This window comes from Siccirubricoccus sp. G192, from assembly GCF_019084075.1.
Classification (GTDB): domain Bacteria; phylum Pseudomonadota; class Alphaproteobacteria; order Acetobacterales; family Acetobacteraceae; genus G192.
In genome coordinates, this window is sequence record NZ_JAHREN010000001.1 from 2516949 (window position 1) to 2543447 (window position 26499).

Below are 26499 nucleotides of genomic sequence, written 5' to 3' on the forward strand. Positions count from 1 at the left end.
CGCAACCTGCCCCCGTCTGGACCCCGCCGCCCACCCTGCTAAAACCTTCCCGACCGATCTCGCGGGAGGAAATGCCTATGCCGGCCGATGGTGCGGGTGCCGCCGACAATTTCGACGTCATCGTGGTGGGTGGCGGCAATGCCGCCTTCTGCGCGGCGCTCTCGGCGCAGGAACAGGGCGCCCGGGTGGTGGTGCTGGAACGCGCGCCGGAGGAGGAAGCCGGCGGCAATACCCGTTTCACCGCCGGCAACATCCGCTTCGCCTATCGCGGCGTCGAGGATCTGCGGGAGATCATGCCGGATCTGACGGATGCGGAGTGCGCCATCACCGATTTCGGCACCTACACCGAAGACCAGTTCTTCGACGACATGTTCCGCGTCACGCGGAACCGCACCGACCCGAACCTCTGCGAGATCCTGGTCCGCCGCAGCCTCGAGACGATGAAGTGGCTGAAGGACAAGGGCGTGAAATTCGCCCCGATCTGGGGCCAGCAGGCCTTCAAGGTGGAGGGAAGGTTCAAGTTCTGGGGCGGCCTGACCGTCGCCGCCTATGGCGGCGGACCCGGCCTGGTGCAGGCCGAGACCGAGGCCGCGAAGAAGCGCGGCATCGAGATCCGCTACGCGACCCGCGCCCAGGAGATATTGTACGACGGCTTCCGCGTGCAGGGGATGCGGGTGAAGGCGCCCGGCCGCATCTACGACATCAAGGCACCCTGTGTGGTGCTGGCCGCCGGCGGCTTCCAGAGCGATGCCGAGATGCGCACGCGCTATCTCGGCCCGGGCTGGGAACTGGCGAAGGTGCGCGGCACCCGCTTCAACACCGGCGACGGCATCAAGATGGCGCTGGCGATCGGCGCCTCGCCCTTCGGCAACTGGTCGGGCTGCCATGCCGTGCAGTGGGACTTCAACGCGCCGGGATTCGGCGACCTCGCGGTCGGCGACGCCTTCCAGAAGCACTCCTACCCCTGGTCGGTGCTGATCAATGCCAATGGCCGCCGCTTCCTCGACGAGGGCGCCGATTTCCGCAACTACACCTACGCCAAATACGGCCGCGTGGTGCTGGAGCAGCCCGGCAATTTCGCCTGGCAGGTCTTCGACCAGCAGGTCGTCCAGCAGTTGCGCGACGAGTACCGCATCAGGCAGGTGACCAAGGTGAAGGCCGAGACGCTGGAGGAGCTGGCCGGGAAGCTCGATGGCGTGGACGGCAAGGCCTTCCTGGAGGAGATCCGCGCCTACAACGCCGCGGTCCGCCAGGACATCCCCTTCAACCCGAACATCAAGGACGGCCGCTGCACCGAGGGGCTGGCCGTCAACAAGTCCAACTGGGCCAATACCATCGAGAAGGGGCCCTTCGAGGCCTACCAGGTCGGCTGCGGCATCACCTTCACCTTCGGGGGCCTGCGCATCGACACCGAGGCGCGGGTGCTGGACGACGACCAGCAGCCGATCGCCGGCCTCTATGCCTGCGGCGAGCTGGTGGGCGGCATCTTCTACTTCAACTACCCGGGCGGTTCCGGCCTCATCAACGGCGCGGTCTTCGGCAAGCTGGCGGGCGCGACGGCGGTGGCCGACCTCAAGACCAATGCCGGGGGCGCGGCCGCGCCGGTGCCGGCTTGAGTCTGGTCGGGGCGGGGTTGGACCCCGCCCCGGCTGCTATTCCTGCTTCAGCCCGGCAGCCTTCACCACCGGGCCCCAGCGGTCGAATTCCTGCCGCACGAAGCGGTCGGTCTCGGCCGGGTCCATGTAGATCGGCTCGCTGCCCATCTCGGTGAGCCTGGCGCGGGTCGCCGGCGCATCCAGGATCTCGCGCAGCGCGGTGGAGAGCCGGTCGATCGCCGGCCGCGGCGTGCCGCGCGGCGCGAAGAGCCCGGTCCAGGACCGCACCGCATAATCCGCCACGCCCTGCTCCGCCACGGTCGGGATATCCGGCCGGCTCGGCACCCGGTTCTCGGTGCCCACGGCCAGGATGCGGACCAGGCCGGCCTCGGCGGGCGGGAGCATGGTCGGCAGGTTGAGGAAGACCACCGGGATGGTGCCGGAGATCACATCCGCCAGCGCCGGTCCGCCGCCGCGATAGGGCACATGCGTCATGTCGAGCCCGGTCCGCAGCCGGAACAGCTCCCCGGCCAGATGGTTCGAGGAACCGACGCCGGAGGAGCCGAAGCTGATCCCGTGCGGCAAGGACTTCACCTTGGCGATCAGTTCCTGGATGTTGGTCACGCCAAAGGCGGTATTCGCCGCCACCACATTCGGCACATCTACCAGCATCGCCACGCCGTGGAAGGCCTGGCGCACATCGTAGCCGAGATCGGTCGCGATCAGCGCATGGAAGACATGGTTGGAGGCGGAGGAGACCAGGAAGGTCAGCCCGTCCGGCCGCGCCCGGGCGACCAGCCCCATGCCGACGGCACCGCCGCCGCCCGGCCGGTTCTCCACCACGAAGGGCTGGCCGAAGCGCGCTTCCAACTGCGGCGCCAGCAGCCGCGCCGCGACATCATTGGAGCCGCCGGGCGCCCAGGGCACCATCAGCGTCACCGGCCGGTTCGGCCAGCCATCCTGCGCCCGGGCAGCGGCGGGGAGCAGCAGGGCAGGCGCGGCCAGGGCCGAGGTGATGATCGCGGCGCGGCGGGTCAGGCGGGGCATCGGGCTCTCCGGCGGGTCTTGCTTGGGCTGGATTCTAGAGCGGAACGCGCGGCGGTGGAACACGCTCCCCCCCCCTGGCCAGACGTGGCCAGGTATCCGACATTCCGCCGCGACGGACTTCAGCAGGGGAATCGATTCGCATGCGCCTTATCGTGCTGCCCGGCGACGGCATCGGACCGGAGATCACCGATGCGACGCTGGAGGTGCTGCAGGCCGCCTCCGCCCGCTTCGGGCTCGGCCTCGACCTGGTGCCCATGGCGGCAGGCCGCGCCACCCTGGAGGCGCAGGGCGAGACCATCCCGGCCGGGGTGGATGCCGCCGTGCGGGCGGCGGATGGGCTGATCCTAGGCCCGATGGACACCCATGCCTATGCCGGCCAGGGCGGCGGCGCGGTGAATCCCTCCGCCTTCTTCCGCCGCGGACTCGACCTTTTCGCCAATATTCGGCCGGCGCGGACCTTCCCCGGCCTCCGTGCGCCGACCGGCGCGGAATTCGACCTGGTGGTGGTGCGGGAGAATACCGAGGGCTTCTACGCCGACCGCAACATGGAAGCCGGCAATGCCGAGATCCTGGTGACGCCTGACGTGGTGGTCTCCATGCGCCGCATCACCAAACCCTGCTGCGACCGGATCGCCGCCGCCGCCTTCCGCCTGGCGGCGCGCCGCCGCCGGCATGTGACCTCCGTGCACAAGGCCAATGTGCTGACCCGCGGCGACGGCATGTTCCTGGCCAGTTGCCGCGCCGAGGCGGCAGCGCATCCCGACATCGCCTATGACGAGGTGATCGTGGATGCCATGGCGGCGCATCTGGTCCGCAAGCCGGAGCGCTTCGACGTGGTCGTCACCACCAACATGTTCGGCGACATCCTCTCCGACCTGGCGATCGAGCTTTCCGGCAGCCTCGGCCTCGGCGGCTCGATCAATGCCGGGGAGCATGGCTGCATGGCGCAGGCCTCGCACGGCTCGGCGCCGGATATCGCCGGGCAGGGCATCGCCAACCCGGCCTCGCTGATCCTCTCGGCCGGGATGCTGCTCGGCTGGCTGGCGGAGCGGGGCGGCGGCAATGCCTATGCCGCGGCGGCGGGGGCGATAGAGGCGGCGGTGGCGGGCAGCATCGCGGCGGGGGAGGGGACGCGCGATGTCGGCGGCCGGCTCGGCACCGCCGCCATGGGGCATGCCGTGGCGGGGCGCGTGACGGGCGGCTGACACAGCAAGGCCGGCTTCAGCCCTTGAACAGGCTGAGCAGCGACTGCGGCGCCTGGTTGGCGATGCCGAGCGCCTGGGTGCCGAGTTGCTGGCGGATCTGCAGGGATTGCAGCTTCGCCGATTCCTTCGCCATGTCGGCGTCGATCAGGGCGCCGAGGCCGCTTTCCTGCGCGTCCAGGATGGCCTTATTGTAGGTGATCTGGCTGTCGACATAGTTCGAGTAGCTGCCGAAATTGTTCAGGGTGGTCAGCGTGCTGGTGATGGCCTTGCCGAGCGCGCCGGTCTTGGTGAGCGCAGCGGAGGCATCGCCGCGGGTCCAGGCATTGGCGCCCGAGACCGCGTTGAAGATGTTGGTCGCCGCCTTGGAGCCGTTGAAGGTGTAGTAGCTGCCGGAGCCGTTGCTGACGACCTTCACCGGCAGCGTGGCCGGGTCGTTCAGCACGTTCACGCCGTTGTAGCTGGCATCCTTGATGAAGGACTGGACGTTGTTGGTCAGTTCCTTCGCCTGCGACTGGTACTGGGTGCGCTGTTCCGCGGTGATGGTGCCATCGGCCAGCTTGATCGCCACCTCCTTCAGCTTGGACAGCGTGCCCGAGACATTCTCCAGCGCGGTGTTCGAGACATCGAGCAGGCCCTTGACCCCGCCAAGCTGCTGATTGGCGGAATTCGTGGCGGCGACATCGCTGCGGATGCGCTGCGCGACCGCGAAGGCCGCGCCGTCATCCTTGGCATCCGCCACGCGGTAGCCGGTGGAGATGCGCTTCTGGGTCGCCGCCAGGTCGTCGGAGGTGCGGTTCAGCGACTGCAGCGCCACCATGGCGCCGGTGTTGGTATTCACCGAATTCAGCGGCATCGGGCTTTTCCCCTGCAATGGCCCCGATCCTGGGGCGGCTGAGCGACAGGTTGCACAACCGGGATGAAGGCGAGGTTAAGCGCGGCGAGTGAATTCCGTGCCGGCTGGCCGGAGGGGGATCCCCCCTGGCACCTAACGGGTATACGAGAGCGCTTGACTTCAACCATAGATTGTCTACTGATTGGACCGGCAGCGGGAAGCCGCCGCATTCCTCCAGCTTTGTCGGATCCAGGTCCCGGGGTGCTCGATGCTCGCGCAAATCTTGAAGGATGCCCCGCCTCTCGCCTCCGGCAATTTCCTGGCGCTGGGATTGGGCATGCCGGGCCCCGTGCTGGTGGAGGCACGGCGTTTCGGCGACCACCGGGGCTTCTTCCTGGAAACCTACAGCGCGCGGGACTTCGCCGCGCTCGGCATCATGGATGGCTTCGTGCAGGACAACCACTCGCTCTCGGCGCGGCCGGGCACGGTGCGGGGCCTGCACTTCCAGCTCCCGCCGCGGGCCCAGGCGAAGCTGGTGCGGGTGCTGCGGGGCTCGATCCTGGATGTGGCGGTGGACCTCAGGCGGTCCTCGCCGGGCTTCGGCCGGCATGTGGCGGTGGAGCTGAGCGCCACCAATGCGCGGCAGCTCTATATCCCGGCCGGCTTCGCGCATGGCTTCTGCACCCTGGAGCCGGATACCGAGGTGGCCTACAAGGTGAGCGAGGTCTATGCCCCCGACCTCGACCGCAGCCTCGCCTGGGACGACCCGGACCTGGCGCTGCCCTGGCCCTTCGAGGCGGCGGCGGTGCAGCTTTCCGACAAGGACCGCCGGGCGCCGCGGCTCCGCGACCTGCCCGACTGTTTCGATTGAGCATTCCCATCATGCGCATTCTCGTCACCGGCGGCGCCGGCTTCATCGGCTCCGCCCTTACCCGCCACCTCGTGCTGGCGCGCGGCGCCGCGGTCCTGGTGGTGGACAAGCTCACCTATGCCGGCGACCGCCGCAGCCTGCGGGACTGCGAGGGCCGGCCGGGCTTCGGGTTCCTCGAAGCCGATATCGCCGACCTGCCGCGGATGCGCGCGGCCTTCGCCGAATTCCGGCCCGAGGCGGTGATGCACCTGGCCGCCGAGAGCCATGTCGACCGCTCGATCGCCGGCGCCGAGCCCTTCATCCACACCAATATCCAGGGCAGCTTCGCCCTGCTGGAGGCGGCGCGCGGCTACCATGCCGGGCTGGAGCCCGCCGCGCGCGAGCGCTTCCGCTTCCTGCATGTCTCGACCGACGAGGTCTTCGGCTCGCTGGGAGCCGGCGGCGCCTTCGATGAGGCGACGCCCTATGACCCGCGCTCGCCCTATTCCGCCAGCAAGGCGGCCTCCGACCACCTGGCGCGGGCCTGGCGGGAGACCTATGGGCTGCCGACCCTGGTCACCAACTGCTCGAACAATTACGGCCCCTTCCACTTCCCGGAGAAGCTGATCCCGCTCATCATCCTGAATGCGCTGGAGGGCCGACCGCTGCCGGTCTATGGCGATGGCGGGCATGTCCGGGACTGGCTCTTCGTGGACGACCATGTGCGTGCCCTGGTGGCGGCGGTGGAGCATGGCCGGCCCGGCGAGACCTATTGCATCGGCGGCCGCAGCGAGCGGCGCAACCTCGATGTGGTCGAGACGGTCTGCGACCTGCTCGATGCCCGCCGCCCCGGCCCCGCGAGCCTGGCCGGGCAGCCGCGGCGGTCGCTGATCCGCTTCGTGCCGGACCGCCCCGGGCATGACCGGCGCTATGCCATCGACCCCGGCAAGATCGAGCGCGAGCTGGGCTGGCGGGCGGCCGAGAGCTTCGAGAGCGGCCTGGCCCGGACCATCGACTGGTATCTCGCCAATGAGTGGTGGTGGCGGCCCTTGCGCGAGCGGGTCTATGGCGGCGAGCGGCTCGGCCTGCTGCCCAGCGGGGAGGGTGCGTGATGCGGGTCCTGGTGGTGGGCCGGCTCGGCCAGATCGCAACCGATTGTGCCACCGGCTGCCGGCGGCGGGCCATGCGATCCTGGCCGGCGAGCCGCCCGAGCTCGACCTGACCAGCGCGGCCAGCCTCGATGCCGCGCTCGCCGGCTTCCGGCCGGACATCGTGGTGAATGCCGCCGCCTATACCGCGGTGGACCGGGCCGAGGACCAGGCCGAACTGGCCTTCGCGGTGAATGCCACCGGCCCCGGCCTGCTTGGCGAGGCAACGGCGCGGGCCGGCATCCCGGTGGTGCATTTCTCCACCGACTACGTCTTCGACGGCAGCCTCGGCCGGCCCTATACTGAGGCCGATCCGCCGGCCCCGGCCAGCGTCTATGGCGCCTCCAAGCTCGCGGGTGAGCGGCTGCTGCTGGCCGCCAATCCGCGCGCCCTGGTGCTGCGCACCGCATGGGTCTGCTCGGCGCATGGCGGCAATTTCGTCAAGACCATGCTGCGGCTGGGCCGCGAGCGGGCGGAACTCGGCGTGGTCGCCGACCAGCAGGGCGCGCCCAGCTTCGCCGACGACTTGGCCGATGCGGTGGTCAGCCTGTTGCCGCGCCTGGTAGCGGCGCCGGCCGGCGACCCCGCCTTCGGGGTCTTCCACCTGACGGGCGCGCCGCATACCACCTGGCACGGCTTCGCCCAGGCGATCTTCGAGGGTGCCGCGGCGCGCGGCCAGGCGGCGCCGCGGCTCGCCGCCATCACCACCGCCGACTACCCGACCCGGGCTAGGCGGCCGGCCGACAGTCGGCTGGATTGCCGCCGCAGCGCCGAGATCCTCGGCATCGAGGCGGCCGACTGGCGGGCCGGGCTGGCGCGCTGCCTGGACGCGCTGCTGCCACGGAAGGAGGCCAATGCGGCATGAAGGGCATCGTCCTCGCCGGGGGCAGCGGCACCCGGCTGTTCCCGGCCACGCTCGCGGTCTCGAAGCAGTTGCTGCCGGTCTATGACAAGCCGATGGTCTACTACCCGCTTTCGGTACTGATGCTGGCCGGCATCCGCGAGATCCTGCTGATCTCGACGCCGCATGACCTGCCGCTGTTCCAGCGCCTGCTTGGCGATGGCAGCCAATGGGGTATCCGCCTGGAGTTCCAGGTGCAGGAGCGGCCGAACGGCATCGCCCAGGCCTTCATCCTCGGCGAGGAATTCCTGGCCGGCGGTCCCTCGGCGCTGATCCTCGGCGACAACATCTTCCACGGCCACGACCTCGACACCCGCATGAGCGAGGCGCAGGCGCCCCGGGGCGCGGCGGTCTTCGCCTATCGCGTCGCCGATCCGGAGCGCTACGGCGTGGTCGAGTTCGACCAAGAGGCCCGCGCCCTCTCCATCGAGGAGAAGCCCGCCGCGCCCCGCTCCAACTGGGCGGTCACCGGGCTCTATTTCTACGACGGCCGCGCGCCCGCCATCGCCCGCGCCCTTGCCCCCTCGCCGCGTGGCGAGCTGGAGATCACCGACCTCAACCGGGTCTATCTGGAGGAGGGCAGCCTGCGCGTGGCGCAGCTCGGCCGCGGCTATGCCTGGCTCGATACCGGCACCCACGACAGCATGCTGGAGGCCGGCGAGTTCGTCCGCGCCATCGAGAAGCGCACCGGCCAGAAGGTCGCCGCCCCCGAGGAGGTCGCCTGGCGCAAGGGCTTCATCTCCGACCAGCAATTGCGCGAGGTCGCCAGGCCGCTGCGCAACAGCGGCTACGGACGGTATCTCGAACACCTCATCCAGGCGGGCTAGGCTCAGGGACCAGGCCGCAGCATGACCGGCGCCCTGCCCACCGGCCGCGTGGATGTGGTGAATGCCTATCGCGCCCTGCTCGGCCGCGAGCCGGAGAGCGATGCCGTCATCGCCGAAAACCTGCCGCGCCCGGTGCCGGAGATCGTGGCGGCCCTGGCGCGGTCGGGCGAATTCGATGCCGTGCTCGCCACCCTGGCCAGTGGCGCGCTGCCACCCCATGCCGGGCTGACCGAGGCGGCACGGCAGGAAGCCTGGGACTGGGCCAGCCGCCAGGACCTGCTGCGCGCCACCCCCGGCCTGCCCCGTTCCGCCGGCACCCTGCCCGGCGCGCTGCTGCACGCGGCGCCGGTGGCTGCCGCCATCGCCCGGCAGCCGGAATCCCGGCAGGAGGTTCTGCGCGGCTTCCGCGACCGGCCGGAGCGATGCCCGGCGCATCTGCTCACCCTTCCCGCGGAGGCGCGGGACCGGCTCTGGCTCGGCCGCCTGCTGCATGGCGAGACGGCCGATGCCGGGCCGGCAGAGACGCCGGCCGGCACGCTGCTGCAATTCCTGGCCGCCGAGATCGCCACGCCCCGCTTCCGCGCGGAGGTTCTGCGGCCGGTCATCGAAGGCGGCTGGCTGCCCGCCTGCCGCCTGCCGGCCGCGGCGCTGGCTGGCTGCGCCGCCTGGCTGGAGGATCGGCTGGGGGTGCGGCCGGATGCCACCGGTTTCTACGGCACGCTGCTCGCCGCGCTGCTGACCCAGCCCGCCCTGGCGCCGCTGATCGAAGCCAGCCACCCGGCGGAACACGCGCCGCTGCTGGAGGCCCTGCCGGACCTCGCCTCCGGCCTGCTGCACCTGCGCGCGGCCAGGGTCGGTGGCGAGGATGTGGCGATGGCCTATCTCGCCGTGCTGGGCCGCGAGGCGGAGAGCGAGGCGGTGCGGCGCAGCCATGCCGGCGCGCCGCTCTGGACCCTGATCGCCACCCTGTTCGGCTCCGAGGAATTCCGGACGCAGACGCTGCACCGCCTGATCGGCGGCGGCGATTCCCCGCATTTCCACCTGCCGCTGGAATTGCGGCGGCAGGCCGGCGCCTGGCTTGAGGAACGCCTGGCGCTGCCCCTGCAGGGCGTGGCGCCGCTGCACCCCGCCGCGCTGCTGCTGCGGTTGGTCTCCCTGCCGGCCATCGCGGCGGAGTTGCAGCGGGCGCATGACGTGCTCTGGCAGGATGCGCGGGCGGCGCTGGCGGCGCTGCATGCGGCGGCCTCCCAGGGCGCGACCGGGGCGATCGACTATGTCACCGGCGATGTGGTGGCCGGCTGGGCGCTGGACCGCGAATCGGCCGAGCCGATCGAGATCGAGATCCACTGCAATGGCGAGCTGGTGGGCTTCGGCCGCGCCGACCGGCCGCGCGCCGAGGCCGCGGAGGCAGGGGCGGAGCGCGCCGGCTTCCGCATCCCCTGGCGCGGCCGCTCGCGGATGCGGCCGGCGGAGGGCTTCCGCTTCCAGATCATTGCCGCGCGCAGCGGCCAGCCGGTCGGGCCCGCCTTCCTGCTGGATGCGGTCTTCACCGATGCCCGGTCCAGCATGCAGCGCATGGCCGCCGAATTGGCCGAGATGCGCGGCACCCTGCGGCGTCTGGAGGCGATGCTGCCGCAGTTGGAAAGCTTCGCCGCCTGGCCGCCGGACCTCTATGCCGCCTTCCGCCGCCAGCATGCCGTGCCGCCGCCGCCGCGTTTGCCGGCGCAGCCCCTGGCGGTGCGGCTGGTGCTGGATTGCGATGCGGTCTCGACCAAGGGGCTCCGCCGCACGCTGGACAGCCTGACCGGCCAGCTCTGGCCGCATTGGACCGCGGTGCTGCTGACCGGCTCGGCGGAGCGCCAGGCCCTGCTGGCGCAGGCGGCGGCGCGCGACCCGCGCTTCCTTCCCTGGCCGCTGGCGGCGGGCGAGGCGATGGCAGCGGCCGAGCGGCGCGCGGCGGCGGCGGGCGAGGAGCCGCTGGTGCTGCTGGCGCCCCCCGGCAGCGTCTTCGCCGAGGCTGCGCTCTCCTGGTTCGTGCATGCCGCCAGCACCGGTGCGGCCGGCTTCTATTGCGACGAGGATGCCCTGACCGAGCCGGTGCGGCATGTCGACCGGCACGAGGCGCCGGTCTTCCGCGCCTGTTTCGACGAATGGACGCTGCCCTTCCGCAACCCCTGCGGCGAGCTGGTCTGCGCCCGGCGCGAGGCGCTGCTGGCGGCCTGGCAGGCGGTGCCGCCCGATAGCGCCGGCTTGGCGGAGCGGCGCTGGCTGCTCGCGGCCGCCCTGGCGCGTGCGGGCGTGGTGGCGCATGTGCCGCGGGTGCTGTTCTCCGTGCAGCGGGACGAGGTTGCGGAGGCGCCGTCGGGCGCGACGCCCGCCGCATTGCGGCCGCTGCTGCGGCGGCCCTGGCTGCTGGATGCACCGAGGGAGGGGCCAGGGGGCCGCATCACCGCCATCGTGCCGACCCGCAACGGCGGCGCGCTGCTGCGCGGCGCGCTTTCGAGCCTGGTCGAGAAGGCGGCGGAGCCCGGGCGGATCGGGCTGCTGGTGGTGGACAATGGCAGCGACGACGCTGCGACCCTGGAATTCCTGGCCGAGGGCAGGGCGGCGGGCCGGTTCGCCGTGCTGCGGGTGGAGGAGCCCTTCAACTGGTCACGGCTGAACAATCTGGCCGCCCGTGAGGCGCGGGACGGGGCGCTGCTGTTCCTGAACGACGACACGCGGATGCTCACGCCCGGCTGGGACCGGCTGCTGGAGCGGCTGCTGGCGGAGCCTGAGGTGGGTGCTGTGGGCGCGCGGCTGGTCTATGAGGACCTGACGCTGCAGCATGCCGGGGTGGTGATGGGCGCCGAACGCCTGGCGGCGCATGAGGGTGTCGGCGCGCCGATGCAGGAGCCGGGGCCGCTCGGCCGCTGGCAGAGCCTGCGCGCGGTGGGCGCGGTGACGGGCGCCTTCCTGGCCTGCCGGCAGGAAAGTTTCGCGCGGGTGGGCGGCTTCGACGAGCATGGGCTCGGCATCACCTTCAATGACGTGGATTTCTGCCTGAAGCTGCGCGCGGCGGGGCTGCGGGTGCTCTACGAGCCCGGGATCGCGCTGGTGCATTTCGAGTCGAAGAGCCGCGGGCTGGACGACCAGGACGCCGGCAAGAAGGAACGGGCGGAATTCGAGGCCCGCAAGCTGGCGGAGCGCTGGGGGGAGGGGCTGCTGCGCGACCCGGGATTCAACCCGCATTGGAGCCGCTGGACGCGGCCCTTCGCGGCGATCCGCGAGCCCTCGGCGGCGGAGATCGAGGCGCATCTGGTGGGCTGCGCGGCGGTGGATCCTTGGAGCTGGGACTTGTGACCCCAGGGCGGGAGTTTCGGATCGCTGCGGACGCCTGAAGGAAAATCTTTGGACGGTTGAGCATCCGGTATACTCTTGACCACTATGTGGCGACACAAATACAAGCGAGCATGCTTGGGACAGGTCTAGCGCGTCATCCCTGTGCTGCCTGTGTTGCTGGCCCTGCCGACGGGGTGCCGTCGACTGGGATTAATAATACGGATAGTATTCAGTAAGGAGTGGGGCGATTGCAGGCCGGATTTGTCGAAATCCTTTCGACTGAATTTGTCTCAGGCTGGGCCTCGGACTCTGAGCTTGATCCCATGCTGCCCGTAATGGTTGCCAAGTTGGGCGACGAAATTCTCGGCTGGTCCGTTTGCCGATTTGCTCGCCGGGATCTTCCGGCGGGCGCCGCTTTTGTAATTCCTTTTTTGCGGACTATCGACAAGGCGCAGGTTTCGGAAGTTGAGGTATTTCATCTGCGATCCATGACGCCGCTTAAGCGGGGCATGGCCGCCAGGATCGAGGCCAACCCGCCGCTGCAGGTTTTCGTCGTGGGATCGCCGCGGTCCGGCACATCGCAGCTTGGTAAGTGTATTTCCGAAGTCTTTTCTCTCCCCTGGTTCGGCGAGGGCCATGGCGCTCCCGCTCTGGGCGAGGCTTGGAGGGTGATCCCGCATAACCTCCCTGCCAATACCTTCGCTTCCGTTATGGCGAAGCTGGATCTGGGTGGGCAGATTCTGTCTCTGGCAAGAGAGGGGTATTATTTCGCCCACTCTTCTGCCTCGTTCCTCGACAAGACGCCGGGAATCGAAATGATTCATTCGATTCCCATGCTTCAGGCAGCTTTCCCGAAGGCAAAGATTATTTTTGCGAAGCGTAACGGTGTTGCCAATGTTCTCTCGAGGATGACCAAGTTCGGCGGAAAAATTCGAGGCGCACTGCAATGACTGGAGTGCAGCGATGCGGGCCTGGATCGAAGTCAAATCCTCGGTGCCGACCGCGCTCGAGATTGACCAGGAGGACATGCTTTTCGAGCCGGCCGAGATCGCTGCAATGATCAGTGGGTATCTCGGCCGAGCGGATGCGGCGGGTGCCCTCCACGCAGCTCTGACAACGCATGCCATGGAGCGCACCGGTGCAGGCATCGGTCGCAACCGTCTCAGGGACACCGGCTGGGCGCCTGAGGAGTTGGCAGCGTTCACCGAGCGCTGTGGTCCGATGATGCGGGCGTTTGGCTACGAGATGTAAGGCCGGTTGCCGCTGGGTGTACGCCCCGCTGCTTTCTCGTGGTGCGGCCGGGTAAGACAGCGGCCACTAGCCAGTGCGAATGATCTTGCGGGCCTGAAATTCCCAAGCTTGCCAATTTGTTTCGTAAAAGTTTCGGATTGTGGCGACGATCTGCGATTTAATTCGCGCTCGAATGCAATCAAGGGTTGCTGATTCCAGGTGCTAGCATTAACATATGATAGCAATCACAGCCCGTTTAGGTGCATCAGCGCCTAAGGGTGCGCCAACAGTCACCCGGTGCCAGACAAGTAGCGGCGATCTGTTTCGTTTTCAACGCGAGTGCCAGGATGTCGGACAAGGTGCTTAAATATTCCACCCACGAGCCGCACCACGATCAAGACTTGGCGCTGCTTCCCTTCGCCGAATGGGCGAGGGAGGGTGATCTCCGCCTGATGGACGGTTCAAAGATGATGGCGGTAAGCCGCCCTCTCTTCATGGCTTTGCTGCGTCCCAAGCTGCGTAAAATAAAATTCGATGCAAGCTATTATCGCCGGGCGAATCCTGACCTTCTTCAGGCTGAGACGGCTGGCATCGTGAAGGATCTTCACGAACATTATATTGAATTCGGTTATTTCGAGAGCCGGCTGCCTTCGTTTGTGGAGGTGGATGGGGCCTTCTACGGCAGGGAATATCCCGATGTCGCGGTTGGTGTTCTGGAAAGAACGGTCAAATCGGCCCAATGGCATTTCGAAACCATTGGCTTCAAGGAAGGGCGACTGCCGCGCCGGGGCTGGTCGTTCAGCGAACTGATTGACAGCAACTGATTCGCACCGCGGGCCGAATGCAAGCCGGCGTCATCAGCCGGCTTTCCGACCATGTCCCTCTCTGAGGTTGGGTGATGAGCGATACCTTGGTCGCCGAAGATCTCGATTACCTGCGCCGCTACCCGGATGTGGCCGGCGCAGTGCAAAGCGGCCGCTTCGGCTCGGCGCGTGAGCATTTCGAGCAGCACGGGCAGTTCGAGGGGCGGCTCTGGCTGGAGCGTCCGCCCGAGACCGCGCCGCCGCTGATCGGCTCCTGCGATGTCCTGATCCTCTCCGAGGACAGCTTCTTCCTCGAAGGATGGACCGACGACCGGCTGCGCTCCGTCGCCGGCTTCGATGTCGTGGACATGAATACCGGGCTGCGGACCGCCTCCGCCGCCTATCGCTGCCGCCGCATGGATGTGGAGCAGCATCTCGGCGCGCCGCATCCTACCGAATTCGGCCTCTGGACCGCGGGGCTGCTGCCCTCCCCGGGCCAGGCCGAGGGGCTGGCCTTCGCCCTGGTCTATGGCAACGGCGCCATGAACCCGCTGGAGCCCTCCCGGACCCTGCGCCTGGCGCGGCGCGAGTTCTTCGAGCATCTGCTGGCGCATTACGGGCGGCGCTCGCTGCTGAGCAACGTCACCGCCCGCTCCTTCGAGGAGATGGACGGAAGGCTGGGCCCGCTGGTCACGGATCTCTACGGCCGGATCCGGGCGACCCGCCGCGTCACCACCCGCGCCGGCTTCGGTGGCGGGCAGGGCCGGCCGAAGCTCAGCCTCATCACCGTGCTCTACGGCATCCCGGACTTCCTCTATCTGCAGGTGGCGCAATTCGCCCGCTTCGCGGATTTGTCCGAAATCGAATTCCTCTTCGTCTCCAATAGCCCCGAATTGGAGGAGGTTCTGCTGCGCGATGCCGAACTGGCGGCGCATGTCTTCCGCACCACCATCCGCGTCATCTCGCTGAACCAGAATTGCGGCTTCTCCCACGCCAACAACATCGGCATCGAGGAAGCCGCCTGCGACACCATCGTGGTCATCAACCCCGATGTCTTCCCCTACAACGCGGCCGCCATCCAGCGGCTGTTCCGCTATGCCGGGCGCGGCATGGAACGCAGCATCGCCGGCGGCAAGCTCTACTACGCCGATGGCAGCGTGATGCATGACGGCATGTTCTTCGAGCCGGAGCGGAAGCTCACCGCGCTCTGCCGCGCGCCTGTCTGGACCGTGGAGCATTTCCGCAAGGGCTTCGCCGATCGGCCGGGCCAGGCAGCGCGACCGGTGCCGGCGGTGAGCGGCGCGCTGATGGTCTTCGACCGCCGCTTCGGCCGCGAGCTTGGCCTCTTCGACGAGGATTTCGTCTATGGCCATTACGAGGATGCCGATCTCTGCCTGCGGGCGCGGGGCGCCGGCGGCAGCGTCATCCTCGATCCCGACCTGGCCTTCTGGCACTACGAGGGCAAGGGCTCGGTGAAGCGGCCCGAACATGCCGGGTCAGGCCTCTACAACCGCTGGCTCTTCTCGCAGCGCTGGGCCGGCAAGCTTGAGGATGCGAACAATGTCTGAATCGCCCCGCATCCTCTTCATCAGCGTCTTCCACCCGGAGATCTTCCGCGGCGGCGCGCAGCAGGCGGCCTATGAGCTGTTCCTCGGCGCCCGCGAGGCCGGGCTCGACGCCACCTTCCTCGCCTCGGTCGAGCCCGGCCAGGCGCCGGCGCTGTTCAAGCCGGGCGCCATCTTCACCGGCTTCGACGGGCGGCCGAACGAATACCTCTTCCTCTCGGACAGCTACGACCACGCCTGGCACCGCAACCTGAACATCCGCGCGCTGCGCTGGTTCGAGGAATTCCTCCTCGATCTCAAGCCGGACATCGTGCATTTCCACCACTTCATGACCATCGGCCTCGACCTCTTCCTGGTCGCGCGGCGGGTGCTGCCGAAGGCGAAGCTCGTGCTGACCCTGCATGAGTTCCTCGGCATCTGCATGGCCAATGGCCATATGGTGCGGAAGAACGAGAAGGCACTCTGCACCAAGGCTTCGCCGGTGCGCTGCCATCAGTGCTTCCCGGACCTGACGCCGGAGAGCTTCCAGCTCCGCGAGGATTGGGTGAAGCACGCCTACAGCGTCTTCGACGCCTTCATCACGCCGACCGAATTCGTCCGGCGCCGCTACATCGAATGGGGCCTGGCGCCGGAGAAGGTGCATACCGTCACCAATGCCCAGGCGGATTACTCGCTGCGCGACTATCGCGTGAAGATCCCGGCCTCCACCGCGCCGCGGGTGCCGAACCGCTTCGGCTTCTTCGGCCAGTTGGTGGATGTGAAGGGCCTCGGCGTGGTCTTCGACGCGCTGGACCACTATGCCCGCACCTATGAGGAGCCGGTGCAGCTCCATATCAACGGCGCCAATCTGGGGCACGCCACCGAGAAATTCCCAGGCGCGCTTCAAGAGCTTCCTCGAGAATGCGAAGGCGCTGGAGCCGGTGGTGCAGGTCGAGTACCACGGCCCCTATTCCATGTCCGATCTGCCTGCCCGCATGGGGCGCGTCGACTGGGTGCTGGTGCCCTCGATCTGGTGGGAGATCTTCGGCCTGGTGGTGTCCGAGGCCTTCATGTTCCGCCGCCCGCCCATCTGCAGCAATATCGGCGGCATGGCCGAGCGCCTCCGCCATGACGAGGACGGGCTGCTCTTCGAGGCCGGCGACCCGATCAGCCTGGCCGAGACGCTGCACCGCTGCGTCACCGAGGAGGGGCTGCAGGCGCGGCTGGCGGCGAATTCCCCGGGCGTGCCCCCGGTGAGCGACGTGGTCCGCAGCCATTGCGAGGTCTATGGCATCGGCGGCACCGCCCCGGCCTCCGCCACCAAGGGCCGCAACCGCAAGCTGGTGGCCGCGGTCGGCGCCTGACGGGGCTTCAGCGCCCGCGCCACAGCCCCGCCCTCACCGCCGGCCGGTGGCGATGCGGCCTTCCTGCCGCCCGATGGTCAGGAAATGGAGCAGTGCCGGCACCTGCGCGGCCTGCACATCCGGGTAGCGTTCCAGATAGGCCCGGCCATCGAAGGCATCGCTTGCCCGGCGGCCCTCGGCATCGCCCTGGCGGATGAAATGCGCGAGGCCGCGCAGCGCATCGAGCGGCACATCCGCATGGGCGCGCACATAGCCGATGGGGTCGAGGAAAGGGTTGGGCCGCAACCCCGCGGCCAGCCCTTCGGCCAGGAAGTGGCGGAACAGCCCACCGCCCGCAGTGCCCGCCTCCAGGCCGCGCCGCGCCAATTGCGCCGCGTAATGCGCCGGGTCGAAATAGGCGCTGGGCTGCACCCGGTCCTGGTCGAGCGCATCGCATAACTGCCGCACCGGGTCCTCGCCGGCCAGGATGCCGGGCCGTTGCGCCTCGATGAAGCGCGGGTCGATCAGCGGATGCGGCATCCGCCCCTCGGCCGCGCCATGCTCGACGAAATGCACCAGCGGGTCGGTGCCGGAGCCGGTGATGTCCGGGTGGGCTTCCAGGTAGAAGTGGCGGTCGAAGTAGAAGGAGAGGTCCGGCCGGTATTCCGGCGGCAGCCGCGTATAGAAGGCCGCCGCCGCCAGGGCCTGGTCCTTGCGGAGGCCGCAGCGGCGCAGCAGCAGGGCCTCATGGATCAGCGGCCCCGCCAGGATCGCCGGAAGATTGGACTCGATCACGCAGTCTCCCATCCGGCCTGGCACCGTGCCCGGGCCGTCCTCGGCAACCAGCCGCCATTTTAGCCCGCATCCCGCCCGGAGGAAATCGCCCGGGACCACGGGCGCAGGCCGCTCCGCATCGACAAGCCCGGTGGCCCCGCCCTATCCTCCGCCGCAAGCCCGCCCGGCAGACCGCCTCCGGTCCCGCAGCGGCGGAGACCTTTGCCCGATGCCCGATCAGCCCCTCGACCTCGCCCCCGACGTGCCGCAGCCTGGGGAGGTGCGCGTGTTGCAGCCCGGACTGCTGCGCGCCCGCATGCCGCTGCCCTTCCCGCCGAGCCATGTGAATATCTGGCTACTGGAGCATGATGGCGGCTGGCTGGCGATCGATACCGCCATCGCCGGCCGCGCCACGCGCGCCCTGTGGGACCAGGTGCTGGCGCAACCGGAACTGGGGGGCAGGCCGCTCACCGCGCTGCTGGTCACGCATTTCCACCCCGACCATATCGGCCTCACCGGCTGGCTCTGCGAACGGTTCGGCATCCTGCCACGGATGACCCGGATCGAATGGCTGACGGCCCGCGCCCTCTGGTATGATTCCGGGCCGGACATGATGGCGCAGCAGATCGCCCATTACACCCGCGCCGGCTGCACCGCCGAATACCTTTCCTTCGTCGAGGGCCGCGGCGCGCTCTACCAGCGGGCGGTGGGCGGATTGCCGCGCGCCTTCCATGCCATCAAGGACGGCCGCGCCACCCGCATCGGCGGCACCGAATGGATGGTGATGACCGGCGCCGGCCATGCCCCCGACATGGCCTGCCTCTACAGCGCGGAACGCGGCGTGCTGATCTCCGCCGACCAGATCCTGCCGCGCATCTCCCCCTATATTGGCCTGCATGCGGGGGGAGCCGGAGGCCGATCCGCTGGGCGATTTCCTGGCATCCAACGAGCGTTTCCGGGCGTTGCCGGAGGATACGCTGGTGCTGCCCTCGCATGGCGAGCCCTTCAGCACGCTGCACCGCCGCCTGGACACCCTGGCCGGGCACCATGCCGAACGCCTCGACACCCTGGCCGAGGCCTGCCGCGAACCACTCACCGGCTTCGAGGCGGCGCAGATCCTGTTCCCCCGCGCGGCGCAGGAACTGACGCAGATCGGCTTCACGGTCGGCGAGACCCTGGCGCATCTGCGCCGGCTGGAACGCCAGGGCCGGCTGGCGGTGCAGCCCGGCCCCGGCGAGGCGGTGCGGTTCCGCAGCCTGTAGGGCGCGCATGGGCACCTCTGACCCCGATGTCGTCGTGGTCGGCGCGGGTGCCGCCGGGATTGGCGCGGCGACGACCCTGGCCGGGCACGGCCTTGGCTGTGTGGTGCTGGAGGCGGGGGATCGCGTCGGCGGCCGCGCCTTCACGGATACGGAGGCGCTCGGCGCGCCCTTCGACCGGGGCGCTTCCTGGCTGCATGAGGCGGCGGCCAATCCGCTGACGCCGCTGGCCAGGCGCCTCGGCTTCACCCTGCGGGACGAGGGCAGGCGGCGCCGGCGCGATATCCTGCTCCTCGGCGGCCGCCCCGCCACCGAGGCTGAGCACGCCGCCCATGCGGCTGCCTGCGACGCCTGGGAGGCCGCCGCCGAGGCGCGGGCGGGTGCGGGCCTGGATATGCCGCTGGCGGCGGCGGTGCCGCAGGCCGGGCCCTGGGATGCCACCGTGGCGCATTGGTTCGGCGCTATCATCAATGGCGCGGAGGCGGATCGCACCAGCCTGCTGGACTATGTTGCCACCGCGCTCGGCGGCCAGAACCTGCAGGTGGCGGAGGGGCTCGGCACCCTGGTGGCGCGGCTGGCGGAGGGGTTGCCGGTGATGCTCCGCACACCGGTCTCCCGCATCCGCTGGGATGGGCTAGGCATCACGGTCGAGGGGCCGCGCGGCGTGCTGCGGGCGCGGGGCTGCATCGTCACCGCCTCGACCGGCGTGCTGGCGGCGGGCGGCATCCGCTTCGACCCGGCCCTGCCGGCGCCGGTGCAGGCGGCGATCGGCGGCTTGCCGCTCGGGCTGCTGAGCAAGGTGGCATTGCGCGCGGCGGGGGCGGACCGGCTGGGCCTGCCCGCCTTCGCCCGCCTGGCCCGCCAGGTGGAGGGCGCGGCGGACCGGCCGATGTCCTGGATGCTCTGGCCCTTTGGTCGTGGCCACGCCATCGGCTTCATCGGTGGCGAGGCGGCCTGGGCGCTGGCCCGGGAAGGGCCGGCCGCGGCGGAAGCCTATGCCCGGGCCGAACTCGCCCGCTATTTCGGCCCGGAGGCCGTCTCCCTCGCCTTCGCCCCCGGCGCGGTGGTGACGCGCTGGGCGGAGGACCCGCTTTTCCTCGGCGCCTATAGCCATGCCCAGCCGGGCCAGGCGGGCGCGCGGGCGGTGCTGGCCGAGGCGGCGCTGGCCGGCGGCCGGCTGCGCTTCGCCGGCGAGGCCTGCCACACGCGCTATGCGGGCACGGTCGGCGGCGCCTGGGACAGCGGCGCGCAGGCAGCCCGCGCCCTGGCAGCCACGCTGGGCTGACACGCGGCCCCCGGCGGGTTGCGGGCGGCACGCCTTGCCGCCACCCTGCACGGGCCGGGAGACTGCGATGCCGAGGGATGACGACCACCGCGCGGCAGCGCAACGCGTGAATTTCGCCGCCATCACCGGCGCCAGCGCCACGGTCCGGGCCATGCTGTGGATGGCCGTCAGCGGCGTGCTGTTCATCCTGTTGAATACCGTGCTGCGCATGATGGCGCAGCAATTGGACCCCTTCCAGACGCAGTTCCTGCGCTACCTCTTCGGCGTGCTGGTCATGCTGCCCTTCATCCTGCGCTCGGGCCTGGCCAGCTACCGTCCGAATGGCATCGCGGGGCAGCTCTGGCGCGGGGTGGTGCATACCGCGGGGCTGCTGGTCTGGTTCGTCGCGGTGCCGCATGTGCCGCTGGCGGAGATGACGGCGCTCGGCTTCACCTACCCGATCTTCATCATGCTGGGCGCCATGGTCTTCCTTGGCGAGCGCATGGTGGCGGCGCGCTGGGGCGCGGCGCTGGCGGGTTTCGCCGGCGTGCTGGTGGTGGTCTGGCCGCAGCTTTCGGGCGCCGCTGGCCCCTATAGCCTGGTGATGCTGGCCTCGGCGCCGCTCTTTGCCGCCTCCTTCCTCATCACCAAGGCGCTGACCCGGCGGGATTCGGCGCAGGTGATCGTGGTCTGGCAGTCCATCACCGTTTCGCTGTTCAGCCTGCCCTTCGCGCTGCTGCACTGGGCCTGGCCGAGCCCGGCGCAATGGGGCTGGTTCCTGCTGGCGGGCATGCTCGGCACCGCCGGGCATATCTGCCTGACGCGGGCCTTCGGCCTCGCCGACATGTCCGTGACGCAGCCGATCAAATTCCTGGAGTTGCTCTGGGCCTCGCTGCTCGGCCTGCTGGTCTGGGGCGATGTGCCGGGCCCGGCGACGCTGCTGGGCGGTGGCATCATCTTCGCCGCCACAAGCTGGATCGCGCGGCGGGAGGCGCGGGCGGCGCGGCGGGCGTGACCTACAGCGGATTGGCGTTCATTCCTGAACGCCAATCCGCTGTAGGTCTTTGTTTGCAGAGCGGATTCACGCTCCCGGACGGCCACGTCCGTCCGCGATCCGCTCTATTCGGCGGCGCGCAGCCCGCCATCCGGCACGGCGCCCTCGAGGGCCGGCATGACCTCGCGCGCGAACAGTTCCAGCGCCTTGCGGGTCAGTTCATGCGGCAGGGTACCGAAATGCAGCCCGGCCATGACGATGTTGAAGCCGCCCCTGCGCTGGTAGTCGGCCAATTGGTCGATCACCGTCTGCGGGCTGCCGCAGATGAAGGTGCCCTGCTCGATCATCTGCTCCATCGTGCGGGTGCCGCCGGTGATGGTCTTCTTCGCCTGCATCAGCCCCTTCATCGAGGCCAGCGAGGAATAGCCCGGCGGCAGCAGCATCTCCTGCGGCATGCGGAGGAACTTGTTGGCGAAAGCCTCGATATGCGGCTTCGCCTCGCGCCGGGCGATCTCGTCGGTCTCGGCGACATAGATCTTCACCGACCAGCCGAGCTGGTCCGGGCTCGATTCATAGCCGCGCCGCAATGCCTCGTCGCGATAGGCCTGCATCGTCTTGAGCAGGGTTGCGGCCGGCGTCGCGGTCTGGAGATAGACGTAGCGGCGGGCTGGGTCGGCGGCGAATTCGATGGTCTCGCGCGAACCTTGCGACGGAATCCAGATCGGCGGATGCGGCTTCTGGTAGACGCGCGGCCAGAGATTCACATGCGGGAAGTGGTAGTATTTCCCCTCGAAGGGGAAGGGGCCGGGGCGGGTCCAGGCCTGCACGATCAGGTCGTGGGCTTCCTGGAAGCGGGCATGGCTCTCGGTGGGGTTCACCGCGAGGGAGTGGTATTCGGCGCCGATGCCGCGCACGAAGCCGGTGATGATCCGGCCGCGCGTGACATTGTCCAGCACCGCGAATTCCTCGGCGACCGAGAGCGGATTCGCCAGCACCGGCAGGGCGCGGCCAAGGATCGCGATCTTCGCCGCCGCCGGAATGCGCCGTGCCAGCATGCCGGCGAAGACATTCGGGCAGGGCATCAGCCCATAGGCGTTCTGGTGGTGCTCGTTCACGCCGATACCCTCGAAGCCGAGCTCCGCGGCGTATTCCAGCTCGTCCAGATAGCGATTGTAGAGTTCCGCGCCGAGCTCCGGGTCGTAGTAGCTGTTCGGCAGCGTCACCCAGGAGGATTTGTGCGTCTTGTCATAATCCGGGTCGAGCGGCGCATAGGGCATCAGGTGGAAGAAGAAGAACCTCATCGCGCAGCCCTCCCCAGGAAGGATTCCATGGCGGCGCAGAAGGCGTCCGGCCGCTCGATCTGCGGCAGGTGGCCGCAATCCCCGATGATGGCAAGTTCGGCGCCGGGGATGCGCCCCGCCCAGCGATGGGCATAGTCCACTGGCAGGATGCGGTCCTCGCGGCCCCAGACCACCAGGCCGGGCACATCGATGCGGTGCAGCCACTTCTCCAGATGCGGGTCATGGCCGCGCGGCGACCAGGCGATGCGCGCCGCGGCGAAGCGGTTCTTGAGCTGCCGGTCGATCTCCGCCTCTTCCGGCGGAGCGGCCAGCGCCTGCTCGGCCAGGGCGGGGTCGTGGTAGAGGTTCCGCACCGCCTCCTCCGGGGTCCAGAGGAACTCGTCCGGGCGCGGCACGCCCTTCAGGTGGATGCCCGAGGCGCCGACCAGGGTCAGGCTGGCGAGGCGCTCGGTGGAGCGCACCGCGACCTCCGCCGCGATCCAGCCGCCGAGCGAGGCGCCCACCAGATGCAGGCCGCTGAGGCCAAGCGCCTGCAGAAAGCTGAGATAGAAATAGGCGGTGTCGTGGACATTATCGAACCAGTCCGGCGTGTCGCTGCCACCGAAGCCGGGATGATCCGGGGCGATCACCTGGAAGCGGCGCGACAGGCGTTGCAGGAAGGGCGGCCAGGCGCCGCCGTCCTGGGCGCCGTGCAGGAACAGCAGGGGCGGACCTTCGCCGCCGCGCAGCAGGCGGGTGCGGCAGCCGGCAATGGCGACGAATTCCTCGCGTTGCATGCTCATGCCGGGTCGCGCTCGATATGGGCCCGGATGGCGCCGGCCTCGTTTACCCAGCCCTGTTTCGCGGCGAATTCCACCATCTTCGCGAAGCCGGCCTGCCACTCCGGGTCGGCAGCAAGGCCGGAGGCGCGCCGCAGCCAGTCCGGCGCGATCCAGGCATGTTCGCCCTCCAGCCTGCCGGCCTCGCCCAGCGCCCGGGCCAGCGCCTCGCCCGCGATATCGCCCTCGACCAACAGCTTGAAGCGCTTCAGATCCTCGGGCGCCTCAAGGCGCAGGGCGTGCTCGCGCGTCACCCGGATCAGCATGCCGTTTCCTCGTCTTCCGCCCCTGCCGACGGTAGCAACGGCCGGGGAAGGGGCGCAACGCCCGCCCTGGCCAGCCTCCGGCCGGTCCGCTAGCCTCCCCCGAAAGGCAAGGGAGAGAGCGGCCATGCAGGCGCTGACGCAACGGCTGAACCGGATCTGCGAGGAACAGCCCTTTACCACCAGCTTCTTCGTCAGGGACCTCACCACGGGCGCCGAGGCCGCGCGGGCCGGCGATGTCGTGGTGCCTTCCGCCAGCACCCGGAAGACCTCCATCCTGATGCATGCGCTGGCCGCGGTGCATGCCGGGCGGCTTGACCTGAAGGAGCCGTGCACGGTGGAGGCGCGGCTGCAGAAGGACGTGGCCTCCGGCACCTATCAGCACATGACCCCAGGCACGGTGCTGCCGCTGCGCGATGCCATGGTGAACATGATCATCACGTCCGACAATGTCTGCACGCAACTCGTGCTGGAGCGGCTGGACCGGGAGGCGCTGAATGCCTGGTGCCGCAGGATCGGCATGGCGGGCACCACGCATCGCGCCAATATCCCGCCGGCCGGCCTGGCCTGGGACCATCCGCTGGAGGCCACCGCCACCACCACGCCCGCGGACCAGGCGCGGCTGCTGGAGCTGATGCTGCGCGGCGCTGAGGATGCGGAGGCCGCGGCGGTGCTGGGCTGCTCGCCGGAACTCTGCCGGCTGGGCCTCGACATCCTCTCCTGGCAGCGGCTGCGCAACCTGATCCCGAGCCTGCTGCCGGCCAGCACCAAGGTGGCGCACAAGACCGGGCGGGATGCACGCGGCCGCAGCGATGCCGGCATCGTCTATCGCGATGGCCGGCCACTCTTCATCCTCGCCGCCTATGCGGACCGGGTGCCGGAGGAGATGCCGGACGGGCTGCCCGGCTTTGCCACCGCCTATGCCACGGTCGGAAGGCTGGCGCGGGCCTGCTGGGACGGCATCGGCAAGTAGGCGAAGGGGGGGCGGCACGGCGCCGCCGCCCCCCCAGTGCCTCAGCCCCGCGCCTTCGCCTCGCGCCGGCGCGCATGCAGCACGAACTCGGTATAGCCGTTCGGCTGCTCGCGCCCCTTCAGCACCAGGTCGCAGGCGGCCTTGAAGGCCGGGCCGTCGAAGCCTGGCGCCATCGGCTGATAGGCGGGGTCGCCGGCATTCTGGCGGTCCACCACGCCTGCCATGCGCTTCATGGTCTCCATCACCTGCTGCTCCGTGCAGATGCCGTGCCGCAGCCAATTGGCGATGTGCTGGCTGCTGATGCGGAGCGTCGCGCGGTCCTCCATCAGCCCGACATCGTTGATGTCCGGCACCTTGGAACAGCCCACCCCCTGGTCCACCCAGCGCACCACATAGCCGAGGATGCCCTGGGCGTTGTTGTCGAGCTCCGCCTGCACATCGGCGGGCGACCAGTTGGTATTGGCCGCCAGCGGCACGGTGAGGATGTCATCGAGCTTCGCGCGCGGGCCGCCCTTCGCCAGCTTCTCCTGCCGCGCCGCCACATCCACCTGGTGGTAGTGCAGCGCATGCAGGGTCGCGGCGGTGGGGGAGGGCACCCAGGCGGTATTGGCGCCGGCTCTGGGATGCCCGACCTTCTGCTCCAGCATCGCCGCCATCATGTCGGGCGCCGCCCACATGCCCTTGCCGATCTGCGCCCGGCCGCGCAGCCCGCAGGCCAGGCCGACATCGACATTGTTGTCCTCATAGGCCTTGATCCAGGCGGCGCCCTTCATGTCGTTCTTGCGGAGCACGGCGCCCGCTTCCATGGAGGTGTGGATCTCGTCGCCGGTGCGGTCGAGGAAGCCGGTATTGATGAAGACCACGCGGTCCCTGGCGGCGCGGATGCATTCGCGGAGGTTCACCGTGGTGCGGCGCTCCTCGTCCATGATGCCCATCTTGAGCGTGGTGCGGGGCAGGCCGAGCGCATCCTCGACGCGGGCGAAGAGCGTATCCGCCCAGGCCACTTCCTCCGGCCCGTGCATCTTCGGCTTCACGATATAGACGCTGCCGGCGCGGCTGTTCAGATGCTTGCCGCGCAGGTCGTGCAGCGCGATGGCCGCGGTGCAGAGCGCATCCAGGATCGTCTCAGGCACCTCGGCGCCGTCCAGCGTGACCACATCCGTCATCATGTGGTGGCCGACATTGCGGACCAGCATCAGCGAACGGCCATGCAGGGTCACGCCGCCGCCCGCCGGCTTCAGGTAGATGCGGTCCGGGTTCAGCCGGCGGACCAGGGTGCTGCCGCCCTTCTCGAAACTGGCCTCCAGGTCGCCGCGCATCAGGCCGAGCCAGTTGCGGTAGACCAGGACCTTGTCCTCGGCATCCACCGCGGCGACGGAATCCTCGCAATCCATGATGGTGGTGACGGCGCTTTCCATCAGCAGGTCGGCGACGCCCGCCGGGTCGTCCTTGCCGATCGGGTGGCTGCGGTCGATGCGGATCTCGGCATGCATGCCGTTGTTCACCAGCAGGATGCCGGTGGGCGCCGAGGCATCGCCCTCATAGCCCACGCATTGTCCGGGCCGCGCCAGGCCGGTGCTGCGCCCGTCCAGCAGGGTCGCCTCCAGCGCGCCGGCGGTGATGGCATAGGATTTCACCTCGCGGTGGGAAACGCCGCCGGCCAGCGGCGCCATCTGGTCCAGCGCGTTGCGGGCGAATTCGATCACCTTCTTCCCGCGTGTCGGGTTGTATCCCTTGCCGCGCGTGGCGCCCTCCGTCTCCGGGATCGCATCTGTGCCGTAGAGCGCGTCATAGAGGCTGCCCCAGCGCGCATTGGCGGCGTTCAGCGCGTAGCGGGCATTGGAGACGGGCACGACAAGCTGCGGCCCGGCGATCTGGGCGATCTCCGGGTCCACCCCGGTGGTGCCGACATGGAACTCCGGCCCCTCCGGCACCAGGTAGCCGATCTCCCGGAGGAAGGCGGAATAGGCGCCGAGGTCGATGGGTTTCGCCGGATTGGCCCGGTGCCAGGCATCGATCTTCGCCTGCAATTCGTCGCGCCTGGCGAGCAGCGCAGCATTCCGGGGGGCAAGATCCCGGATGATGCCGGCCAGCGAGGACCAGAACCGCGCCGGTTCAACACCCGTTCCGGGCAGCGCCTCCTGCTCCATGAAGTCGCGCAGCGACCGCGACACCTTCAGCCCCGCAACCTCCACCGAATCAGCCAC

Annotated in this window: 23 protein-coding genes and 2 pseudogenes; 18 read left to right on the forward strand and 7 right to left on the reverse strand. The window is 69.3% G+C overall.

Annotated features, from left to right (window positions below; translation table 11 throughout):
• The first annotated feature begins 77 nt into the window (after positions 1-77).
• Entirely contained in the window at positions 78-1616 is a 1539-nt protein-coding gene (tcuA, locus tag KSF81_RS12025; protein ID WP_217379181.1) for an FAD-dependent tricarballylate dehydrogenase TcuA, read from the forward strand.
• Positions 1617-1652: 36 nt separating this feature from the next.
• On the opposite strand, the gene KSF81_RS12030 is transcribed toward tcuA, so the two are convergent.
• Positions 1653-2642 (reverse strand): tripartite tricarboxylate transporter substrate binding protein, encoded by a 990-nt coding sequence (locus KSF81_RS12030; protein WP_217379182.1) that lies wholly within the window; start codon positions 2640-2642, stop codon positions 1653-1655.
• A 140-nt stretch (positions 2643-2782) separates the two neighbouring features.
• On the opposite strand from KSF81_RS12030, the gene KSF81_RS12035 reads away from it, so the two are divergent.
• A complete protein-coding gene (locus KSF81_RS12035; RefSeq protein ID WP_217379183.1) occupies positions 2783-3847 on the forward strand; it encodes an isocitrate/isopropylmalate dehydrogenase family protein in 1065 nt (354 codons plus the stop codon).
• A gap of 16 nt (positions 3848-3863) precedes the next feature.
• On the opposite strand, the gene KSF81_RS12040 is transcribed toward KSF81_RS12035, so the two are convergent.
• Positions 3864-4700 (reverse strand): flagellin, encoded by an 837-nt coding sequence (locus KSF81_RS12040; RefSeq protein ID WP_217379184.1) that lies wholly within the window; start codon positions 4698-4700, stop codon positions 3864-3866.
• A 316-nt stretch (positions 4701-5016) separates the two neighbouring features.
• Between KSF81_RS12040 and rfbC the strand changes: the two genes are divergently transcribed.
• From rfbC to KSF81_RS29575, 11 genes and pseudogenes are all read left to right on the forward strand, one after another.
• On the forward strand, positions 5017-5550 hold the full coding sequence (gene rfbC, locus KSF81_RS12045; protein WP_217381669.1) for a dTDP-4-dehydrorhamnose 3,5-epimerase: 534 nt from the start codon (positions 5017-5019) through the stop codon (positions 5548-5550).
• 11 nt (positions 5551-5561) lie between these two features.
• Positions 5562-6641 carry a dTDP-glucose 4,6-dehydratase gene (rfbB, locus tag KSF81_RS12050; protein ID WP_217379185.1) on the forward strand — a complete coding sequence of 360 codons (1080 nt, stop codon included), beginning with the start codon at positions 5562-5564 and terminating at the stop codon, positions 6639-6641.
• Between the two features lie 43 nt (positions 6642-6684).
• Complete coding sequence (rfbD, locus tag KSF81_RS12055) at positions 6685-7542, forward strand: dTDP-4-dehydrorhamnose reductase (protein WP_254453480.1); 858 nt, start codon at positions 6685-6687, stop codon at positions 7540-7542.
• Positions 7539-8405, forward strand: coding sequence for a glucose-1-phosphate thymidylyltransferase RfbA (gene rfbA, locus KSF81_RS12060; protein ID WP_217379186.1), 867 nt, complete (start codon positions 7539-7541; stop codon positions 8403-8405). The genes rfbD and rfbA overlap by 4 nt, the downstream gene beginning before the upstream one ends.
• Before the next feature lie 21 nt (positions 8406-8426).
• Positions 8427-11747, forward strand: a complete 3321-nt coding sequence (locus tag KSF81_RS12065) for a glycosyltransferase (RefSeq protein WP_217379187.1) — start codon at positions 8427-8429, stop codon at positions 11745-11747.
• Between the two features lie 227 nt (positions 11748-11974).
• Complete coding sequence (locus KSF81_RS12070) at positions 11975-12676, forward strand: sulfotransferase (RefSeq protein WP_217379188.1); 702 nt, start codon at positions 11975-11977, stop codon at positions 12674-12676.
• 13 nt (positions 12677-12689) lie between these two features.
• Positions 12690-12977, forward strand: coding sequence for a hypothetical protein (locus KSF81_RS12075; protein WP_217379189.1), 288 nt, complete (start codon positions 12690-12692; stop codon positions 12975-12977).
• Between the two features lie 326 nt (positions 12978-13303).
• Positions 13304-13780 carry a hypothetical protein gene (locus KSF81_RS12080; protein WP_217379190.1) on the forward strand — a complete coding sequence of 159 codons (477 nt, stop codon included), beginning with the start codon at positions 13304-13306 and terminating at the stop codon, positions 13778-13780.
• 74 nt (positions 13781-13854) lie between these two features.
• A complete protein-coding gene (locus KSF81_RS12085; RefSeq protein ID WP_217379191.1) occupies positions 13855-15327 on the forward strand; it encodes a glycosyltransferase family 2 protein in 1473 nt (490 codons plus the stop codon).
• A pseudogene (locus KSF81_RS29570) lies at positions 15320-15967 on the forward strand (glycosyltransferase); the annotation flags it as partial. The gene KSF81_RS12085 and the pseudogene KSF81_RS29570, both read left to right, overlap by 8 nt.
• Positions 15968-16133: 166 nt before the next feature.
• Entirely contained in the window at positions 16134-16667 is a 534-nt protein-coding gene (locus KSF81_RS29575) for a glycosyltransferase (protein WP_254453481.1), read from the forward strand.
• Between the two features lie 33 nt (positions 16668-16700).
• Here the strand turns inward: KSF81_RS29575 and KSF81_RS12100 are convergent, their stop codons facing one another.
• Positions 16701-17441, reverse strand: a complete 741-nt coding sequence (locus KSF81_RS12100) for a hypothetical protein (protein WP_217379193.1) — start codon at positions 17439-17441, stop codon at positions 16701-16703.
• A 295-nt stretch (positions 17442-17736) separates the two neighbouring features.
• Between KSF81_RS12100 and KSF81_RS32085 the strand changes: the two are divergent.
• The 4 genes and pseudogenes from KSF81_RS32085 to KSF81_RS12120 all read left to right on the forward strand — a co-directional run.
• Positions 17737-18270 (forward strand): annotated as a pseudogene (locus tag KSF81_RS32085) (MBL fold metallo-hydrolase); the annotation flags it as partial.
• 46 nt (positions 18271-18316) lie between these two features.
• Positions 18317-18682 (forward strand): hypothetical protein, encoded by a 366-nt coding sequence (locus KSF81_RS12110; protein WP_217381878.1) that lies wholly within the window; start codon positions 18317-18319, stop codon positions 18680-18682.
• A gap of 7 nt (positions 18683-18689) precedes the next feature.
• Positions 18690-19964, forward strand: a complete 1275-nt coding sequence (locus KSF81_RS12115; protein ID WP_217379194.1) for an NAD(P)/FAD-dependent oxidoreductase — start codon at positions 18690-18692, stop codon at positions 19962-19964.
• Positions 19965-20031: 67 nt separating this feature from the next.
• Positions 20032-20958: a DMT family transporter gene (locus KSF81_RS12120; RefSeq protein ID WP_217379195.1), complete on the forward strand. Its 927-nt coding sequence runs from the start codon at positions 20032-20034 to the stop codon at positions 20956-20958.
• A 104-nt stretch (positions 20959-21062) separates the two neighbouring features.
• Here KSF81_RS12120 and KSF81_RS12125 read toward each other — a convergent pair whose 3' ends face one another.
• From KSF81_RS12125 to KSF81_RS12135, 3 genes are read right to left on the reverse strand one after another with little or no spacing between them, the layout of a single operon-like run.
• Positions 21063-22238, reverse strand: a complete 1176-nt coding sequence (locus tag KSF81_RS12125) for an LLM class flavin-dependent oxidoreductase (RefSeq protein ID WP_217379196.1) — start codon at positions 22236-22238, stop codon at positions 21063-21065.
• Complete coding sequence (locus KSF81_RS12130) at positions 22235-23020, reverse strand: alpha/beta fold hydrolase (protein WP_217379197.1); 786 nt, start codon at positions 23018-23020, stop codon at positions 22235-22237. The genes KSF81_RS12125 and KSF81_RS12130 overlap by 4 nt, the downstream gene beginning before the upstream one ends.
• On the reverse strand, positions 23017-23322 hold the full coding sequence (locus KSF81_RS12135; RefSeq protein ID WP_217379198.1) for a hypothetical protein: 306 nt from the start codon (positions 23320-23322) through the stop codon (positions 23017-23019). The genes KSF81_RS12130 and KSF81_RS12135 overlap by 4 nt, the downstream gene beginning before the upstream one ends.
• A 124-nt stretch (positions 23323-23446) precedes the next feature.
• Here KSF81_RS12135 and KSF81_RS12140 point away from each other — a divergent pair, with 124 nt between their 5' ends.
• Positions 23447-24292 carry a serine hydrolase gene (locus tag KSF81_RS12140; protein WP_217379199.1) on the forward strand — a complete coding sequence of 282 codons (846 nt, stop codon included), beginning with the start codon at positions 23447-23449 and terminating at the stop codon, positions 24290-24292.
• Positions 24293-24333: 41 nt separating this feature from the next.
• Here the strand turns inward: KSF81_RS12140 and KSF81_RS12145 are convergent, their stop codons facing one another.
• Entirely contained in the window at positions 24334-26499 is a 2166-nt protein-coding gene (locus KSF81_RS12145) for a malate synthase G (RefSeq protein ID WP_217379200.1), read from the reverse strand.

What these genes read in the sequence shown, in the direction of transcription:
- tcuA (WP_217379181.1), top strand. Translation starts at nt 78, where the DNA reads ATGCCGGCCGATGGTGCGGGTGCCGCCGACAATTTCGACGTCATCGTG.
- KSF81_RS12030 (WP_217379182.1), bottom strand. Translation starts at nt 2,642, where the DNA reads ATGCCCCGCCTGACCCGCCGCGCCGCGATCATCACCTCGGCCCTGGCC.
- KSF81_RS12035 (WP_217379183.1), top strand. Translation starts at nt 2,783, where the DNA reads ATGCGCCTTATCGTGCTGCCCGGCGACGGCATCGGACCGGAGATCACC.
- KSF81_RS12040 (WP_217379184.1), bottom strand. Translation starts at nt 4,700, where the DNA reads ATGCCGCTGAATTCGGTGAATACCAACACCGGCGCCATGGTGGCGCTG.
- rfbC (WP_217381669.1), top strand. Translation starts at nt 5,017, where the DNA reads ATGCCGGGCCCCGTGCTGGTGGAGGCACGGCGTTTCGGCGACCACCGG.
- rfbB (WP_217379185.1), top strand. Translation starts at nt 5,562, where the DNA reads ATGCGCATTCTCGTCACCGGCGGCGCCGGCTTCATCGGCTCCGCCCTT.
- rfbA (WP_217379186.1), top strand. Translation starts at nt 7,539, where the DNA reads ATGAAGGGCATCGTCCTCGCCGGGGGCAGCGGCACCCGGCTGTTCCCG.
- KSF81_RS12065 (WP_217379187.1), top strand. Translation starts at nt 8,427, where the DNA reads ATGACCGGCGCCCTGCCCACCGGCCGCGTGGATGTGGTGAATGCCTAT.
- KSF81_RS12075 (WP_217379189.1), top strand. Translation starts at nt 12,690, where the DNA reads ATGCGGGCCTGGATCGAAGTCAAATCCTCGGTGCCGACCGCGCTCGAG.
- KSF81_RS12080 (WP_217379190.1), top strand. Translation starts at nt 13,304, where the DNA reads ATGTCGGACAAGGTGCTTAAATATTCCACCCACGAGCCGCACCACGAT.
- KSF81_RS12085 (WP_217379191.1), top strand. Translation starts at nt 13,855, where the DNA reads ATGAGCGATACCTTGGTCGCCGAAGATCTCGATTACCTGCGCCGCTAC.
- KSF81_RS29575 (WP_254453481.1), top strand. Translation starts at nt 16,134, where the DNA reads ATGAGGAGCCGGTGCAGCTCCATATCAACGGCGCCAATCTGGGGCACG.
- KSF81_RS12110 (WP_217381878.1), top strand. Translation starts at nt 18,317, where the DNA reads ATGCGGGGGGAGCCGGAGGCCGATCCGCTGGGCGATTTCCTGGCATCC.
- KSF81_RS12115 (WP_217379194.1), top strand. Translation starts at nt 18,690, where the DNA reads ATGGGCACCTCTGACCCCGATGTCGTCGTGGTCGGCGCGGGTGCCGCC.
- KSF81_RS12120 (WP_217379195.1), top strand. Translation starts at nt 20,032, where the DNA reads ATGCCGAGGGATGACGACCACCGCGCGGCAGCGCAACGCGTGAATTTC.
- KSF81_RS12125 (WP_217379196.1), bottom strand. Translation starts at nt 22,238, where the DNA reads ATGAGGTTCTTCTTCTTCCACCTGATGCCCTATGCGCCGCTCGACCCG.
- KSF81_RS12130 (WP_217379197.1), bottom strand. Translation starts at nt 23,020, where the DNA reads ATGAGCATGCAACGCGAGGAATTCGTCGCCATTGCCGGCTGCCGCACC.
- KSF81_RS12135 (WP_217379198.1), bottom strand. Translation starts at nt 23,322, where the DNA reads ATGCTGATCCGGGTGACGCGCGAGCACGCCCTGCGCCTTGAGGCGCCC.
- KSF81_RS12140 (WP_217379199.1), top strand. Translation starts at nt 23,447, where the DNA reads ATGCAGGCGCTGACGCAACGGCTGAACCGGATCTGCGAGGAACAGCCC.